Source organism: Mammaliicoccus sp. Q-M61 (assembly GCF_022386055.1).
Classification (GTDB): Bacteria; Bacillota; Bacilli; order Staphylococcales; family Staphylococcaceae; genus Mammaliicoccus; species Mammaliicoccus sciuri_A.
Genome location: NZ_JAJNJL010000004.1, coordinates 114,545 through 129,916, shown reverse-complemented (window position 1 = coordinate 129,916; position 15,372 = coordinate 114,545). Strand labels below are relative to the sequence as shown.

The following is a 15,372-nucleotide window of genomic DNA, read 5'->3' as shown; positions in this document are numbered from 1 at the left end:
ATGTTATTATTCTATCATTTGTTTTTTAGCTTTTTCTAAATTAACTTTATCTGTTTCTTTCATTTGTTCTAATTCTAAACGCATCTTATCTGTTTCTAATAGATAGTTCTCATGCTTTAGTTTCTCAAGTTCTAATTCATCTTTAACACGTTGGGATTTAATTTTTTCTATTCTAACCGTTTTACTTTGATGGTTTTTTATAAGACCCGCTACTGATGAAATAAGTACAATAAGCACGACCATTAAAAATATATTCACAGTTATACCCCCTTCTTAAATAAATAGAAGTATCTTTTAAGTTATTATACTACATATGTGAGAGGAGTAATATATATGAAGAAAATTGCTGTTTTCTGTGGTGCAAGTAAGGGAAATGACCCAATTTATACAGAACAAGCTTATGCGTTAGGTAAATATTTAGCCGAAAATAAATATGAATTAGTATATGGTGCCGGATCAACTGGCATGATGGGAGCAGTAGCCAATGGTGTCATTGACCATGATGGTATTGCTATTGGCGTAATGCCAAGATTTTTAGGAGAACGTGAAATCGCTCATGAAAATTTAACAGAATATCATGTTGTCGAAACAATGCATGAAAGAAAACAAATGATGTCTGATATGGCTGATGCATTCATTATGTTACCTGGTGGTGCTGGTTCTTTAGAGGAATTCTTTGAAATTTATACATGGTCTCAAATAGGACTACATCATAAACCAATTGGTGCATTAAATACTAAACAATTTTTCAATCCATTAAGTTTAATGATTGATCATTTAATATCGACTGAATTTATCAGTTCAGATTATAAAAATTTAGCGATTATTAAAGAAAATATCGATGATTTATTTAGTGCTATGAAAATGGCACAACCCGTTAAACTTCGTGATTATCAAAAATAGTTAAAAATGTTTTTTCATCATAGACGTTAATATCATTTAATGTAAAGAGGGCTGTCGTAACACCGACACCTTCTTTTTTATTTCCCGTAAATGTACCATCGTATATAACAGTACTACCACATGAAGGACTGTCACTTTTCAGAATAACTGTATCGGCATTTAAATCTTTAATAATAGAGAGTGCACGTTTAGCGCCTTCTTTAAATTGTATTGTGACATCACGACCTGTAACAGTCATGACCTTTGCTTGATCATTCCACACATCATAACCATCTCCTCCGATGATTTCTGCTGGTTCTCTTGGAACTTGTAAGCCACCTAATATTTCAGGACAAATACTAATCGCTTTCTTCTCATCTATTAAATTCTTATAGAATAAATCCAACTTATGGTTGCCATCATACCTTACTTTTTCTCCAACTAAACATGCACTAATAACGATCATATCATCTACTCCTTACAATACTTTATGATATAAAACATGTGCTGCTAAATCATCATCATGTATGACTTTTGGATGCAAGAAATTCCTAATATGGTTCATTTCTAATTTTTCCATGACTCTTCTGGAAGGTTTATTAATTTCCGACGTAAAACTATACACTTCATCGATACCTTTTGATTTAGCATACGTTAATACCGCTTCCGCCGCTTCTGTTGCTAACCCATTACCCCATACATCCTTATCCATTCGCCAACCTATTTCATAAAAAGGTAATTCTGGGAAACTTAATTCGCTACCTTCTGGAATATAATTCAAACCTACCATACCGATAAAGCTTTTAGTTTCTTTTAATTCCACAGCAAATAAACCAATTTCATGTTGATCGATGACTGATTTCATTTGGTTAATCGTATTTTCAGTCGCACGATAGCTCAATATATCTGGAAAGTATCTTCTCACTTCAGGACTTGCATTCATACTTTGAAATAATGCAACATCCTCATCTTTCCAATTTCTAAGTATTAAACGTTTTGTTTCAATGTAATGTTTCATTTCATTCACCCAACCTTTATCATATTCAAAAAAGGATGTACTAATATTTTAGCACATCCTTCAAAAAATTATGATCTTACTGAACTCCTAATGTGAAACCTCTTCCCAGTTGGGCCTTCTATACTAAACATACCGCCTCTTCCATCGACAACATCGACTTCTAAATTCGTATGTTTCCAATATTCATATTGCTTATTATTCATATAGAATGGGACACCTTCAATTTCACCTAATTTCACATCTACATCTCCAATAATTAATGTTCCTTCAACAAATAACATTGGAGAGCTACCATCACAACATCCACCTGATTGATGAAAAATAAGGTTTTCACCATGTGTTTTCTTTAATTCTCTAATGAGTGATTTGGCTTTTTCAGTAGCAGTGACTTGTTCAGTCATTTAGAACAGTCCTGCAGGCTTCTCGTCATAACTCACGAGTAAGTTTTTAGTTTGTTGATAATGTTCTAACATCATCTTATGGTTCTCACGGCCAATACCACTCATTTTGTAACCACCGAAAGCAGCGTGAGCTGGATAAGTATGGTAGTTATTCACCCATACACGACCTGCTTGGATACCTCTACCAAAGCGATAAGCTTTATTTTGGTTTCTAGTCCAAATACCTGCACCTAAACCATATAAAGTATCATTCGCCATTTCTAATGCTTCTTCATCATCTTTAAATGTTGCTAATGATAATACTGGTCCAAAGATTTCTTCTTGGAATATTCTCATATTTTGTGTGCCTTTAAATATTGTTGGTTCAATATAGAAACCATTTTCTAATTCTCCAGCTTCTTCTCTTACATTACCACCAACTAATACTTCTGCACCTTCTTGTTTACCAATATCTAAATAGCTCTTAATTTTTTCAGCTTGTTCTTGTGAAGTTTGTGCACCAAGCATTGTTTCTGGATCGAGAGGATTACCTGTCTTAATTTGTTTTACACGTTCGATACATTTTTCGATGAATTTATCATAAATATCTTCATGTACCAATGCTCTTGATGGACATGTACATACTTCACCTTGGTTAAGTGCGAACATTACTAATCCTTCAACAGCTTTATCTAAGAAGTCATCATCTTCATCCATAATATCTTTGAAGAAGATATTTGGTGATTTACCACCTAATTCAAGGGTTACTGGAATTAAGTTTTGACTCGCATTTTGCATGATGATACGACCAGTAGTTGTTTCACCTGTAAATGCAACTTTATTAATATTTTCATGTGTTGCTAAAGCTTGTCCTGCTTCTGCACCAAAACCATTTACAACATTAATCAAGCCTTCTGGTAATAAGTCTTGAATCAGTTCAATAAGATGTAAAATAGATACAGGCGTTTGTTCTGCTGGTTTAAGTACAACAGCGTTACCTGTAACAATTGCTGGCGCTAATTTCCAAGTAGCCATTAATAACGGAAAGTTCCATGGAATAATTTGACCTACAACCCCAATAGGTTCCTTAAAGTGATACGCTACTGTATTGTCGTCAATTTGAGAGATTGCCCCTTCTTCTGCTCTGACCACACCAGCAAAGTATCTAAAATGATCCACAACTAATGGTAAATCAGCTGCTAAACATTCTCTAATAGGTTTACCATTATCAAATGTTTCAATAACTGCTAATTCTTCTAAATTTTCTTCAATACGATCGGCTATATCTAAGAGTAATTGCGAATGTTCAGCTGGCGATTTTTTCGCCCACTCAACTTGTGCTTTATGCGCTGCTTTAACTGCTTCATCTATGTCTTCTTTTGTAGAACGAGGAATTTTTGCATATACTTCACCAGTTACCGGTGATCCATTATCAAAGAATTCACCATTTTTAGGATCCACCCATTTACCACCGATAAAGTTCTGATACTTGTCTTTAACTTTGTATTTTGCATTTGCTGCAGTTGGATATTCAAAAGCCATATTAAAACGCCTCCCTTAAATTAATTACACTTTAATTTTAATCTAGGAAAACGCTTACATCAAATAAAATGCATTTTATATTATTAATAAAAATTTAAATAAAAAGTTACAAATATCTATATATAAAAAGCGTCTGGAGCATAAACTTATGCCCAGACGCTTAAATGTCGTTATATGAATTTTATTGAGATAGCGCTAAATGTCAGAATTCTGAATTCTGGTAATTAGAACGCTGTAACTTCCATTATTCTGAATTCTGGTAATTAGAACACTGTAACTTCCATTATTTCGAATTGTGGTAATTAGAACGCTGTAACTTCCATTATTCTGAATTCTGGTAATTAGAGCCCCCCCTTTACGGACATTTCTCAGAATTCTGTCACTAACAACCACTCTTACGGACATTTCTCAGAATTCTGTCACTAACAACCACTCTTACGGACATTTCTCGGAATTCTGTCCCTAACAGCACCTCTTACGGACATTTCTCGGAATTCTGTCCCTAACAGCACCTCTTACGGACATTTCTCGGAATTCTGTCCCTAACAACGCCTCTTATGGACATTTCTCGGAATTCTGTCCCTAACAACGCCTCTTACGGACATTTCTCAGAATTCTGTCCCTAACAACGCCTCTTACGGACATTTCTCAGAATTCTGTCCCTAACGACACCCGTTATTGTACATTTAATGTCGTTTTGGCTATCACGTTGCCGCCTGATAAGACTTCAACTTCTACTTCGTTATCCGCTTCGTTTGCTATTTTGGATTTAAAATACCAATCGGTTACACCGTTTTTAATTTTTGGTGATACTGAACTTGAAACACCTGGTGCTTGTCCGTCGAACATACCTACTTCTTGTCCGTCTTTATTTTTAATCGACAACTGGAATTTATGATTTACTAATTTCGATTCATCGACATGGACTGTTATTTGAAATTTCTCTTGTTTCTGAACAGATGATGGCATTTCAAATGCACCTTGGTCACTCTTAGATGATTGATTATTATTTTGTTCTTTTGAACGAGGTGTTGTTGATTGATCATCTTTATTATTCTTACTTTCAGAGTTTGCACCATAACTTCCAGATGCATAAGTTGACGAATCATACCATTTATATCCTTGTTTAGGTGTTCCCCAAGGTTCTTTTTCATTTTCTCTACTATTTTCTGGTTGTTCAAAATTTAACAACTGCGTTTTTTCATCAAGTTGAACATTCAAAGATGATAAATCTTGTTGGTCATCTTTTTTATTTAACCATTCTACAATTTGCATAATCATTTTTTGGTTATCTTCTTCTTTAAATCCATCATAAGTCTTTTTAGTTTCACCATTGTCTTCACGTTTATACTTTGGTGACTTATCTTCTACCATTGAAGAATCACCTATAAATGCGCCTTTACCTTTAGATACTTTACTCACAGCTATATATGGACCTTCATTGCGGCCACCACCATTGTATATACCTTGGTCAACAGCATGATTCCATGCATCATCTTTTGATAATTTAGGAACAAAAGCGACACCTTTTGCTTTATTAGGATCTGTAATGGCGATTGTTGAACCGGCATGCATCGATACTGCTTTAACACCTTTAGTAATTCCAAAGCTATCTTTTTCATCCGCTAAATCATCTACTTTAATGTTACCTAATGCATTGTATCTAAATCTTAAGCCAAACACTTCGTTTAAGAAATCTCTACTTTGAACATCTTTCATCTTATCTGACGAGCTTTCTTCAGCGTTCATGCCTTTTGTAGGATTATCAAACGCACCTCTTCTATAACCATTCATCACTTCTGAAGAGTCATATCGATTAAAGTTTCTATCGGCATTATAATGATCACTAATCATTAATATACTGCCACCAGACTTCACATACTGCTCTATAGCGTCTTGTTCACTCGCTTTAAGTGGATTATTAGCCTCTGGAATAACAACGACTTCATAATTTTTCATTTTGTCATAATCTAATAATTGGTTATACCCTAAATCTGTTACTTCATAGTTTTCTTTAGTTAATGCATCAGCAAAATCAGAAAAGCCACCATTGATGACCCAATCTGCGCTGCCTGCTGTTTGACCATGTGCACTATCAAACAAGACTTTCCCTTTTATATCATCACTTTTAGGTGATAATACAATTTTTCCATCTTTACCTTCTTTCTCAGTTGCGTCATTTGAACAACCTGCAATAACAAAGACAATCAGTGTTATTAAACTCAATATCGACAGTTTAGACTTCATTATATTTCTCCTTATGTATAAAATATGGAGCGAGTGAGAAATCTTTTAAACTTAAAAGATTTCATCATCCCGCTCCGTTATGTGTTCTATGCTTTTCTAATATATGTTAGCAGTTTAATTGTTACAGGATCAGTATCATAATTTTTAAAGCCTCTAGGAACTTCAATCGTTGCATCAATCAAATCGTTAACATCATTAAAACGATATGTGACTTGATTAATATTAGATTTGCGATTAAAATTTACTGCTTCTGATGGCCAACTTCTAACCTCACCTGTTGTTGATTGTAATGTTCGACCTGTGATTGTTTCGATTTCATGACCTAATTCTAATAATGTCATTTTTCCGCCTTCAATCAGAACAAATTCTTTTTCGTGCACGATGACATCCCTCTTTTCAAATAATCCTTTGTTGTTTATTCCCTAATACAATTCAATCTAAACGCGACTTATAAATCTAATTTAAATGATTTTACTTTATCAGTTGCATCATCAAATGTAGCTGATTTACTTACACCACCGTGTATATTAAAAGTAGCACGGTTATTTTTAAGCGCAACATAGGCTTCATGAGAAATTGGAATAGATTTTAAACTTTTTGTCTTTTCACCAGGCTGATATTCATCTGTATTTTCTTTAGACTTTTTCATGTACTTTTCATTGTGAGAGTCTGGTATAAATGATGCATAATCAGATCGTTGTTTATGACTGCCATCTTGAATAGATGCCGTATTATCATAGTATAACTTATGATTAGAAGTATTTTCAGTTAATACTTCATACATCACGACATAACCATTTTTCGCACCGTTAAACAGTAAGACCTGTCCTTCAGGCATGTTATGCACTTGGAAAATTTGCAAATGATCAATATTGACTTTCATGCCACTGTCTTCAAATTGAAAATGTTTATCTTTAAGATCATGAATGAGTTCAACATCTCCATTTGTTGACGTTCGAATTGTATTAGGAAATGGCTTTTTTGCTGAGTCCTCTTTACTTTCAGCACTTGAAGTTTCTTTTTTGTCTGAAGAATCTTCTTTGCTACTTTTAGATTCTTCTGTATCTGATTGATTACTTTTCACTTCATCTTCAAGTTTTTTTAATTGTTCTTCTTTATCTTTAATACTTTCTTTTAACTTTTCATTTTCTTTTTCTAAAGACTTTTTATCTTTTTGATAATCTTTAGTCGATTTCTCTAAAGATTTAATTTCTTGTTCTAGATTTTTCTGTTCATCATCATTGCCACACGCTGCTAGAATAATTGATGAGCTCACCATAAGTAAAAGTGCCTTCTTCATAGGTGTCGCCTCCTATATATAGTCTTAAACATTTTACCACACAACATGTAAGCTATCTATTGAAAACAAACTATATGCTGTTACCGAGAACAATCATTTCATCATAATTAACAGATTCTCTTAGTTTGATTGCCATTGAACGACTGACTTTACCTTCTTCTGTTAACTGATTAATCATTTCTCTTTGAATTCTTAATGCGTAAATTTCCATTTCTGTATATACAGCAGTGTGATTACCTTTAAAGTAATCAGGCGTTAATCTTTCAACTTTGTTTAAGTAAGAATCACATACAATACTAATTTCAAATTCATTGTTGTCATTCATTTCTTCGGTTAATCTTTTAACAACATTGAAATGCACTTCTTTACTGATAAATCTCATTTCTTTAATGTTACTTTCAATTGAAAGTGAACTTGTAGCATTGATGAATGTTTTAATTTTTCTACGTCTAACAAATAATTTCAACATTAAATTCACTTTTGTATATAATGAAGCATTTTTAAATGTTGATGAACGTTCAGTAATTTGTCTGTAGTTATCAAATGTACTTTGAGATATTTTATTTTCTTTAATGAGTTTATCCAACGTATTGAATTCTGTATCAATCGCAATGCGTTGCATACGTTCTAACTCTTTAATATCTTCGTCTTTTTCTTCATTTTCTCTTAAGAATGATAATTGCATATGATAACTACGTGTGATTTTACCGTAAATATAGCTTGTTTCTTTACTGTAAAATTCTTGTAGATTTTCTAATGCACTTTCAATTAATAAAATTTTCGCTTCGTTAAACGTTAATAAACTTTGATCTTTCGGTTTAGCTTTTGGTGTAACGAGCGGCAATATTAATTGCGCGAGCACAAGACTGATTAAAATAACACCTGTTGCGATAAACAATAGATGATCACGATAAATAAAATCAGTGTGTTCTGACAATTTAAATGGCAACATCAATGCGATTGCTAATGAAATGGTACCGTGAACACCACAAATCGTCATAATAAACGCATATTTAAAGCGATTTGGTTTATCTATTTCTGACTCTGGCGCAATATCTTTACCCGTATTTAACATTTTAGAAAATCGACTTTCTGGTAAATAGAAATATGGATATGAAATAAGCACCCAAATGTATCTAAATAGATACACTAATGCAGCTACAAATAGTGTAATACCAATAACATGCATAATTTCATGTTGTGGTTCTTCTAATATATTAATCATGACCTCAGGTATTAAGAAACCTAATAAAATAAATACAAAACCGTTTAATAAATAACTCAGTAAATCCCATGTATGATTATATGTTACTTGCTCTTTCGTCGTTGCTTGAGCAATTCTGTCTTTTTCAACACCGTGAATTAAACCTGCAACAACTGCAGCAATAATACCTGATGAATGGAATGTTTCAGCAATAATATAAACTAAAAATGGTGTAATAACTTGGATGAACGTCAACATATTACCGTTATTAATCCCATTACGTGTTAAATAAACACGTAATTGTACAACACCATAACCAATGATTAGACCAACAATTGCGCCACCGATTGCAGTTATAAAGAACTGGCCAACTGCACCAGTTAATGAGAATGAACCGCCTACTAATGCGGCTAATGCAATCTTAAATGATAAGATACCTGCAGCATCATTTAGTAAAGATTCACCTTCTAATATAGTCATAGAACCTTTAGGCAATAATTTACCTTTCGCAATAGCTTGAACGGCTACCGCATCTGTAGGTGACACAATTGCACCAATTGCAAAACATGCAGCTAATGGTAATTCTGGCCAGATAATATGTAATAAGAAGCCGAGACCAATAACTGTTGAGAATACAAGCACTAATGCCATTGACATAACAGGTTTCAAATATCTCGCTAAATGGAAACGTGATACCGAAATACCTTCTAAAAATAGCAATGGTGCGATAATTCCTACCATAAATACTTCTGACTCAAAGTTTAATTCAACTGGAATTGGAGATAAGAATATAACAAAACCAATTATGATTTGAACAAAACTTAAAGGTATCTTAGAAATATAATGATGTATGATTGAACTTAGGATGATACCCATGATGAACCATAAGAAACCTTCAAATATGGCCATAAAATTCCTCTCTTCTGTTTAAAATAACTTTTTACGCATAATAACTTTTTCAACTTCGTAGTCCATTGATTCATTTATTTGAATCATTGTTTTATTGTGAGCATGGACTGTTGAAACGATGGTATACGCACCCATTTCTTTCGCCCACTTTTCTATTTCTCGTTTCAAAGCGGTTGCTATACCTTTATTTCTTTGACTTTTCTCAACGAGAAGGTTGTATATCTTAACCTCTCGATCATGAACATTATATTTCGCCCATATAAAACCGATGCATTCATCTTGAATTAAAGCACCTTTCAAAACACTCTTCTCATATTCAAGAGATCGCTTTATTGCTTCGTATTCTAATGATGTAGCAAGTCTCAAGCTTTGATTTTCATCTTTAAATGAAGAAGCAGCCATTTCACTAATGCTATATATCGTTGCGTCATCTTCTATATTTTTTATGACAAACATTTTTACCCTACCTAATTATTCTCGATTAATAATTTAATTGCTAAAATAAATATAATAATAAACATTATGATTTTTAGTTTCTTTTCAGGTAAAGAAACTGTTAAACGACCACCTATAAAGCCACCTAATCCTGAACCAAGTGCTAAACTTATGGCAAATGGCCAATTAACATAACCTTGAAAAATAAAAACAAAAGTAGATAATGATAAGTAAATCGTTATAACTAACGTCTTCATACACTGAACTTCAGCATAAGTCAGTCTTGGCATAATTAAATTTAAAGCTATAATAAATAAAAATCCTACAGCAGCTTGAACAATGCCACCATAAATACCAAGTGCTAGAAAAACAATAATGAGAAGTACAATTCTAAAGATAGATAATTTTTCAGATTGTTTTTGTGTATCTTTCCATCTGGTAGGAATAATCATAACGATTAAAACGAGAAGCATAATAATACCTAACATGCGGTTAAAGACAGCATCCGGGAGATTTATAGCGAAATGAACGCCAATGAAAGAGCCAATAATAGCAGGCACACTTAACATCAAGCTCAACTTAACATTTTTCATGCCTTTTATATAAAACACATATAACGCTAATAAATTTTGAACTAAAATCGCAACCCTGTTCGATGCGTTCGCAACAGTAGTTGGTAGTCCAAAAAATATAAGTAATGGCAAAACAATTAATGAGCCACCAGCAGATACGATATTAATCGTTCCTGCAAAAACCCCTACTAAAAAGATAATAAATAATGTCATGATCTCCAAGACTACACCACCTGTTACATTTAATAATATCGAAAAATGAATCATCTGTAAAAAGTATAAACCTCAAATTTGTAATGTTTTTATTAGAAAATACTTGTTAAAATAAAATTATTGATAACAGAAAGGAAAACGCTGATGAAAAAATCAACACGCGACCTTATAATAGAAAACAACGTAAAACGATTAAGACTCAATAGTCACGATAGAGAAGTTTACGAAAATTATATAACATATGTACGTGCAAATTTGAGCATCAATGAATATGACTCAGAGAAAATGTTGCTCAATATACTTAATCATTTGTTAAGTGCCGAAAAAGACGGCATGCATGCCATGGAATTTTTTGACCACGATCCAAAAAAACATGCCGATACGATGATTAAAAATATGCCAAATAGAACATTCCAGAATATATTTAAATTTATCGGATTACACATCCTTATTTTGTTAGGTGTCTTCTCATTTATAAGAGGATTCACAGGATTCTTCACACAAGTTGAATTCACATATCTTTATACATTCCTCATCACCTTTGTAACAGGATTTACGATGATTTTTATATTTATATGGATGATATTTAAAGTCGTTCAAATACGAATATATAGCGAATCCAATTGGACAACCATGATTACTAATATATTGATATTTGGAACTTTAGTTGTCACGATACTAGCCTTTTATTTACCAGGCGTCTATTTACAATTAGGACCTAAAATATATACATCAAATTGGGCATATATCATACTTTCATTCATACTAACACCACTTGGGTTATATATAGATCACCATAGAAAAATAGACCAACCAGATTCAAGGTAGATGACAAGCAGAGCAGGACAATAGAGAAGAACAAGCGGAACCATCGTTGATTATGGTTCCGCTTGTTTCATTTAATGCGATAACAGGAAATTACCAGGCCGATAATTTATTTTATCGGCCTGGTAATCTCATTTTCGGGTCGATATTTATTTTTATCGGCCTGCAAATCCCATTTTCGGGTCGATATTTATTTTTATCGGCCTGCAAATCCCATTTTCGGGCCGATATTTTTATTTATCGGCCTGCAAATCTCGTTTTCGGGTCGATATTTTATTTTATCGGCCTGCAAATCTCGTTTTCGGGTCGATATTTTATTTTATCGGCCTGGTAATCCTGTTTCTGGACCGGTAATTATTTTTATCGGTCCAGAAAGTCACCTCATATAACAAAAGTTCCTATATATAGAATTAAAAATATCAATAGTGTTTCAATATTTATAAAAATCACATTTGGACTAATACCTTTCTTGTGTCTTGTTAAATAATTTATAAGGATGCCAATATTATAGACAATCGTTATGCCCCATATGAGAACTAGTAATCCTATCCCATAGTCATTGTTTTGAATTAAATGTATGCCTAATAGTAATAACCATACTGATTTCATTACATTACCAGCTACCTCAAATGGATCAGATACAATTTTGAACATTTTATCTATGGTTTTTGTTTTAAACAAATTCGTATAAGCTAATAAATCACAAATCACTTGTAGAAACATCGACACACTCATCAGTATTGTAAATATCAATCCAAATACCAATACAATGCCATTTAAGTCCCCATCAAGTTTTGCATAATAAATTAAAGGAATTTGGCTAAAACAAATAAAGATTATTGTAAACATCGTATGAATAATATAGAATTTTTCATTTTTAATTAAGTAATTAGCCAATAATAACAAACATATATAAACACCCAGCCCTACTACCACCATGCTACTCACCTGTCTTTAATAGTTTTCATTTACGATGGCATATAGGTAATGGTCTTTCCATTCGCCATTGATTCTTACGTTAGATCTGTTTAGTCCTTCGCGTGTCATGCCTGCTTTTTCTAATACTCTAACTGAACCTATATTTGTTGGTTGTACGCCTGCTTCAACTCTATGAAATCCTAATTCATTAAATGCGATACGAATGACTTCTTTTGCTGCCAATGTTGTAATACCTTTTCCGTTATATGCCTCGTCTAATGCATAACCCATCATACAGCTCTGAATATTGTGTCTAACGACTGCAAATAAATCTATCGTTCCGATTACTTTATTATCTTCTTTATGTACAATGACATAGTGATAACCCTTATCTTCAGTCATATCTTGCAAATGTTTATCGATAATTTTTCTGTAATTATAGAGTTGGTAGTCTGAATCTTTTCTATCTGCTGCTGAATATGATTCAAATAGCGCTCTATTACGTACATCTATATCTAATAATTCACTTGCGTCGTTCATTTCTACTGGTCGGATTTCAATCATGTTGCACCCCCGATATTTATTTATCTATTAGTATACACTTATACGATGTAAAGTTATAAAAAAACAAGGTCATGGTTAAAATTTCCTAGGAAATGATAATCTATGACCTTGCGCTTTATGTTTGATATAAATATTTTCCAACTCTGTTTTCTATCTTGCCAAAAATCCATTCGAAAAAGATAGCCATAACCCAATATATTGCACTAGCTATAATATATACTTCAACAAAACGATAACCATCGTTAGCAATAATTTGGCTGATTGCGAGTATTTCTGTTACTTGCACAACAAACGCGATTGCTGTCCCTTTAATTAAAGCAATAAATTGATTACCTAAGTTCGGAATTGCATAACCTAAAGCTTGAGGTATCACAATTCTCATGAGTATATGACGTTTTCTAAGTCCTACTGTAAGTGCCGCTTCTATTTGTTTATCATCAACACTTCGTAAACCACCACGCATCACTTCTGTTAAATAAGCAGCTGAATGTAATGTAAATACAAATAATACAATTGCTAAAGGATTTATGCCATCTGGATTAATGTTCAAATGCCACATTTTGTTTAACCACTCTATGACTACAGGCGTCCCATAATAAAAAGCAAACAACTGAACGATGAGTGGTGTCGATCTAAAGAATGAAACAAATATGACAATAAGTTGGTTAATAACTGGATACTTAGCTTGTCTTATTAATGCAAAAGCAGTACCTATCACTAAACCAATTACCATACTGACAACTGCTATTAATAACGTTGTTGGCACACCTTTTAAAATATCTCCAACATGTTCATACATAAAAGGAAAATCTATCGTCAAATTGCTCACCTCATTTGTTCAGTTTGATATGGAATATTGTATTTCTTTTCTAAAAGCATCACGATAAATTCGACTATGATACAGATAACCCAGTAAATGATACAAATCGCGACATATACGGGAAACATGCCTAGTCCGTAGTTATTACCGATAATTAAATTTACTTGTCCCATCATGTCGATTAAACCGATTGTAAACGCTAATGATGTGTCTTTAATCAGTTCTATAACTTGATTACCGATGTTTGGTAAACTATTTCTAAATCCTTGTGGAATAATAATTCTTAATAAAATTGTACGATCATTAAGACCGACTGTTTTCCCCGCTTCAATTTGACCTTTATCAACAGAGTTATATCCAGCTCTCATCACTTCTGATAAATATGAACCAGTATGTAGCGTGAATGTCAAAATCACAAAGAAAAGTCTACTAAAATGATTAATATCAATGTAAATCCACTGCAATATGATTGGTAACGCAAAATATACTAAAAATAGTTGTAATATAAGTGGCGTACTTCTAACAAAGGATACATATAATTTTACGATTTGGGATAGTGCAGGTACTTTTTTGATTCTAATAACTGCTAATACTAGCCCTAATATCATCGCAAATAAAAGAGAAAGAACGGTTATTAACAATGTTATTGGTAGTTTATCCAGTATTTGCACAAACAAATCTGGCCAAGTAGTTGTTCCCATATGTCTCCTCCTTATAAGCGGTCTTTAATATCATTTAATGACTCTTTATCATCAAATATATTAAATCCAAACCATTTTTTAGATAATTCCTCTAGCGTACCGTCTTCTTTTAATTCTTTAGTCGCTTTGTCTATATCTTTTTGTAATTGCGTATTTTTCTTGTTATATAAAATATGAACAGATTCTTTTGAAACAACGCCACCAACTTTTACATCAGCATTGAGCTCTTTTTGAATCGCTTGGTAAGTTGTTAAGTTTAAGAACATGGCATCTCTTCTTTTAGATTCAATCATTTTGAAATTCTCACCATTTGAAACTTTATGAATTTCATCAATGTCGATTTGATTTTTATGTGTCTTGTTGTAACCAGTTAATATTGAATATAAGCCGCCACTCGGTGACATAGGCGTCAGCCTTTTATGTTGTAAGTCATCTAAAGTTTCAATATCATTTGTATCGTTATGTACAATAAGCGTTGTTAAAGAATAAACATAAGGTTCTTTCTGATATAAGAATTTCTGCTCTCTTTCAGGCGTTTTGAAGAACCAATTAATGCCCATATCAAATTTACCAACACCAATACCAACAACGTTAGATTCTTCTTCTCCGAATTCATATTGAAAATCATACTGCGGTAATTTCTTTTCAAGTTCTTTCATATAATCCATATCGTATCCGACTGGTTTATTATCACTATCTGTATATAAATAAGGTGGATTAACTTCTGCAGATAAAGCTACTTTAACTACTTTTTTACCGTTATTTTCTTTCGTGATTGTGCCGCAACCAGATAAAGAAATGATGAGCATCATCAAAATCAATAATTTAATATACTTCATTCT

General features: G+C 32.8%; 18 protein-coding genes. 2 read left to right on the top strand and 16 right to left on the bottom strand.

Features of this window, described 5'->3' with window-relative positions; all coding sequences use genetic code 11:
- Positions 1 to 6: 6 nt before the first annotated feature.
- Positions 7 to 258 (bottom strand): hypothetical protein, encoded by a 252-nt coding sequence (locus tag LQ677_RS07705; RefSeq protein ID WP_078099953.1) that lies wholly within the window; start codon positions 256 to 258, stop codon positions 7 to 9.
- 75 nt (positions 259 to 333) lie between these two features.
- Here LQ677_RS07705 and LQ677_RS07700 point away from each other — a divergent pair, with 75 nt between their 5' ends.
- A complete protein-coding gene (locus LQ677_RS07700) occupies positions 334 to 903 on the top strand; it encodes an LOG family protein (protein WP_037589271.1) in 570 nt (189 codons plus the stop codon).
- Here LQ677_RS07700 and LQ677_RS07695 read toward each other — a convergent pair.
- The 10 genes from LQ677_RS07695 to LQ677_RS07650 all read right to left on the bottom strand — a co-directional run bounded on the left by LQ677_RS07695 (position 878) and on the right by LQ677_RS07650 (position 10,702).
- Positions 878 to 1,348 (bottom strand): 2-thiouracil desulfurase family protein, encoded by a 471-nt coding sequence (locus tag LQ677_RS07695; RefSeq protein ID WP_126476690.1) that lies wholly within the window; start codon positions 1,346 to 1,348, stop codon positions 878 to 880. The genes LQ677_RS07700 and LQ677_RS07695 overlap by 26 nt on opposite strands.
- A 12-nt stretch (positions 1,349 to 1,360) precedes the next feature.
- On the bottom strand, positions 1,361 to 1,900 hold the full coding sequence (locus tag LQ677_RS07690) for a GNAT family N-acetyltransferase (RefSeq protein WP_037589273.1): 540 nt from the start codon (positions 1,898 to 1,900) through the stop codon (positions 1,361 to 1,363).
- A 68-nt stretch (positions 1,901 to 1,968) separates the two neighbouring features.
- Positions 1,969 to 2,301 (bottom strand): DUF779 domain-containing protein, encoded by a 333-nt coding sequence (locus tag LQ677_RS07685; RefSeq protein WP_025904728.1) that lies wholly within the window; start codon positions 2,299 to 2,301, stop codon positions 1,969 to 1,971.
- On the bottom strand, positions 2,302 to 3,822 hold the full coding sequence (gene exaC / locus LQ677_RS07680; protein ID WP_103362177.1) for an acetaldehyde dehydrogenase ExaC: 1,521 nt from the start codon (positions 3,820 to 3,822) through the stop codon (positions 2,302 to 2,304).
- 675 nt (positions 3,823 to 4,497) lie between these two features.
- Positions 4,498 to 6,069 (bottom strand): DNA-binding protein, encoded by a 1,572-nt coding sequence (locus LQ677_RS07675; RefSeq protein WP_191836365.1) that lies wholly within the window; start codon positions 6,067 to 6,069, stop codon positions 4,498 to 4,500.
- Between the two features lie 86 nt (positions 6,070 to 6,155).
- Complete coding sequence (locus LQ677_RS07670; protein WP_037589276.1) at positions 6,156 to 6,449, bottom strand: hypothetical protein; 294 nt, start codon at positions 6,447 to 6,449, stop codon at positions 6,156 to 6,158.
- Between the two features lie 68 nt (positions 6,450 to 6,517).
- Complete coding sequence (locus tag LQ677_RS07665) at positions 6,518 to 7,369, bottom strand: SA0632 family lipoprotein (RefSeq protein ID WP_239748264.1); 852 nt, start codon at positions 7,367 to 7,369, stop codon at positions 6,518 to 6,520.
- Between the two features lie 70 nt (positions 7,370 to 7,439).
- Entirely contained in the window at positions 7,440 to 9,482 is a 2,043-nt protein-coding gene (locus LQ677_RS07660; RefSeq protein ID WP_239748263.1) for a cation:proton antiporter, read from the bottom strand.
- A gap of 18 nt (positions 9,483 to 9,500) precedes the next feature.
- Entirely contained in the window at positions 9,501 to 9,938 is a 438-nt protein-coding gene (locus LQ677_RS07655; protein ID WP_239748262.1) for a GNAT family N-acetyltransferase, read from the bottom strand.
- An 11-nt stretch (positions 9,939 to 9,949) separates the two neighbouring features.
- Positions 9,950 to 10,702: a sulfite exporter TauE/SafE family protein gene (locus tag LQ677_RS07650; protein ID WP_239704797.1), complete on the bottom strand. Its 753-nt coding sequence runs from the start codon at positions 10,700 to 10,702 to the stop codon at positions 9,950 to 9,952.
- 144 nt (positions 10,703 to 10,846) lie between these two features.
- Between LQ677_RS07650 and LQ677_RS07645 the strand changes: the two genes are divergently transcribed.
- A complete protein-coding gene (locus tag LQ677_RS07645) occupies positions 10,847 to 11,530 on the top strand; it encodes a DUF1129 family protein (protein ID WP_239748261.1) in 684 nt (227 codons plus the stop codon).
- A gap of 378 nt (positions 11,531 to 11,908) precedes the next feature.
- Here LQ677_RS07645 and LQ677_RS07640 read toward each other — a convergent pair whose 3' ends face one another.
- The 5 genes from LQ677_RS07640 to LQ677_RS07620 all read right to left on the bottom strand — a co-directional run bounded on the left by LQ677_RS07640 (position 11,909) and on the right by LQ677_RS07620 (position 15,369).
- Entirely contained in the window at positions 11,909 to 12,424 is a 516-nt protein-coding gene (locus tag LQ677_RS07640; protein WP_239748260.1) for a hypothetical protein, read from the bottom strand.
- A gap of 57 nt (positions 12,425 to 12,481) precedes the next feature.
- A complete protein-coding gene (locus tag LQ677_RS07635) occupies positions 12,482 to 13,009 on the bottom strand; it encodes a GNAT family N-acetyltransferase (protein WP_037589282.1) in 528 nt (175 codons plus the stop codon).
- A gap of 115 nt (positions 13,010 to 13,124) precedes the next feature.
- A complete protein-coding gene (locus LQ677_RS07630) occupies positions 13,125 to 13,829 on the bottom strand; it encodes an amino acid ABC transporter permease (protein WP_239748259.1) in 705 nt (234 codons plus the stop codon).
- A 5-nt stretch (positions 13,830 to 13,834) separates the two neighbouring features.
- On the bottom strand, positions 13,835 to 14,530 hold the full coding sequence (locus LQ677_RS07625) for an amino acid ABC transporter permease (RefSeq protein WP_037589283.1): 696 nt from the start codon (positions 14,528 to 14,530) through the stop codon (positions 13,835 to 13,837).
- A gap of 11 nt (positions 14,531 to 14,541) precedes the next feature.
- Entirely contained in the window at positions 14,542 to 15,369 is an 828-nt protein-coding gene (locus LQ677_RS07620) for a transporter substrate-binding domain-containing protein (protein ID WP_103362169.1), read from the bottom strand.
- Positions 15,370 to 15,372 lie beyond the last annotated feature (3 nt).

What these genes read in the sequence shown, in the direction of transcription:
- LQ677_RS07700 (WP_037589271.1), top strand. Translation starts at nt 334, where the DNA reads ATGAAGAAAATTGCTGTTTTCTGTGGTGCAAGTAAGGGAAATGACCCA.
- LQ677_RS07695 (WP_126476690.1), bottom strand. Translation starts at nt 1,348, where the DNA reads ATGATCGTTATTAGTGCATGTTTAGTTGGAGAAAAAGTAAGGTATGAT.
- LQ677_RS07690 (WP_037589273.1), bottom strand. Translation starts at nt 1,900, where the DNA reads ATGAAACATTACATTGAAACAAAACGTTTAATACTTAGAAATTGGAAA.
- LQ677_RS07685 (WP_025904728.1), bottom strand. Translation starts at nt 2,301, where the DNA reads ATGACTGAACAAGTCACTGCTACTGAAAAAGCCAAATCACTCATTAGA.
- exaC (WP_103362177.1), bottom strand. Translation starts at nt 3,822, where the DNA reads ATGGCTTTTGAATATCCAACTGCAGCAAATGCAAAATACAAAGTTAAA.
- LQ677_RS07675 (WP_191836365.1), bottom strand. Translation starts at nt 6,069, where the DNA reads ATGAAGTCTAAACTGTCGATATTGAGTTTAATAACACTGATTGTCTTT.
- LQ677_RS07665 (WP_239748264.1), bottom strand. Translation starts at nt 7,369, where the DNA reads ATGAAGAAGGCACTTTTACTTATGGTGAGCTCATCAATTATTCTAGCA.
- LQ677_RS07660 (WP_239748263.1), bottom strand. Translation starts at nt 9,482, where the DNA reads ATGGCCATATTTGAAGGTTTCTTATGGTTCATCATGGGTATCATCCTA.
- LQ677_RS07655 (WP_239748262.1), bottom strand. Translation starts at nt 9,938, where the DNA reads ATGTTTGTCATAAAAAATATAGAAGATGACGCAACGATATATAGCATT.
- LQ677_RS07650 (WP_239704797.1), bottom strand. Translation starts at nt 10,702, where the DNA reads ATGACATTATTTATTATCTTTTTAGTAGGGGTTTTTGCAGGAACGATT.
- LQ677_RS07645 (WP_239748261.1), top strand. Translation starts at nt 10,847, where the DNA reads ATGAAAAAATCAACACGCGACCTTATAATAGAAAACAACGTAAAACGA.
- LQ677_RS07635 (WP_037589282.1), bottom strand. Translation starts at nt 13,009, where the DNA reads ATGATTGAAATCCGACCAGTAGAAATGAACGACGCAAGTGAATTATTA.
- LQ677_RS07625 (WP_037589283.1), bottom strand. Translation starts at nt 14,530, where the DNA reads ATGGGAACAACTACTTGGCCAGATTTGTTTGTGCAAATACTGGATAAA.
- LQ677_RS07620 (WP_103362169.1), bottom strand. Translation starts at nt 15,369, where the DNA reads ATGAAGTATATTAAATTATTGATTTTGATGATGCTCATCATTTCTTTA.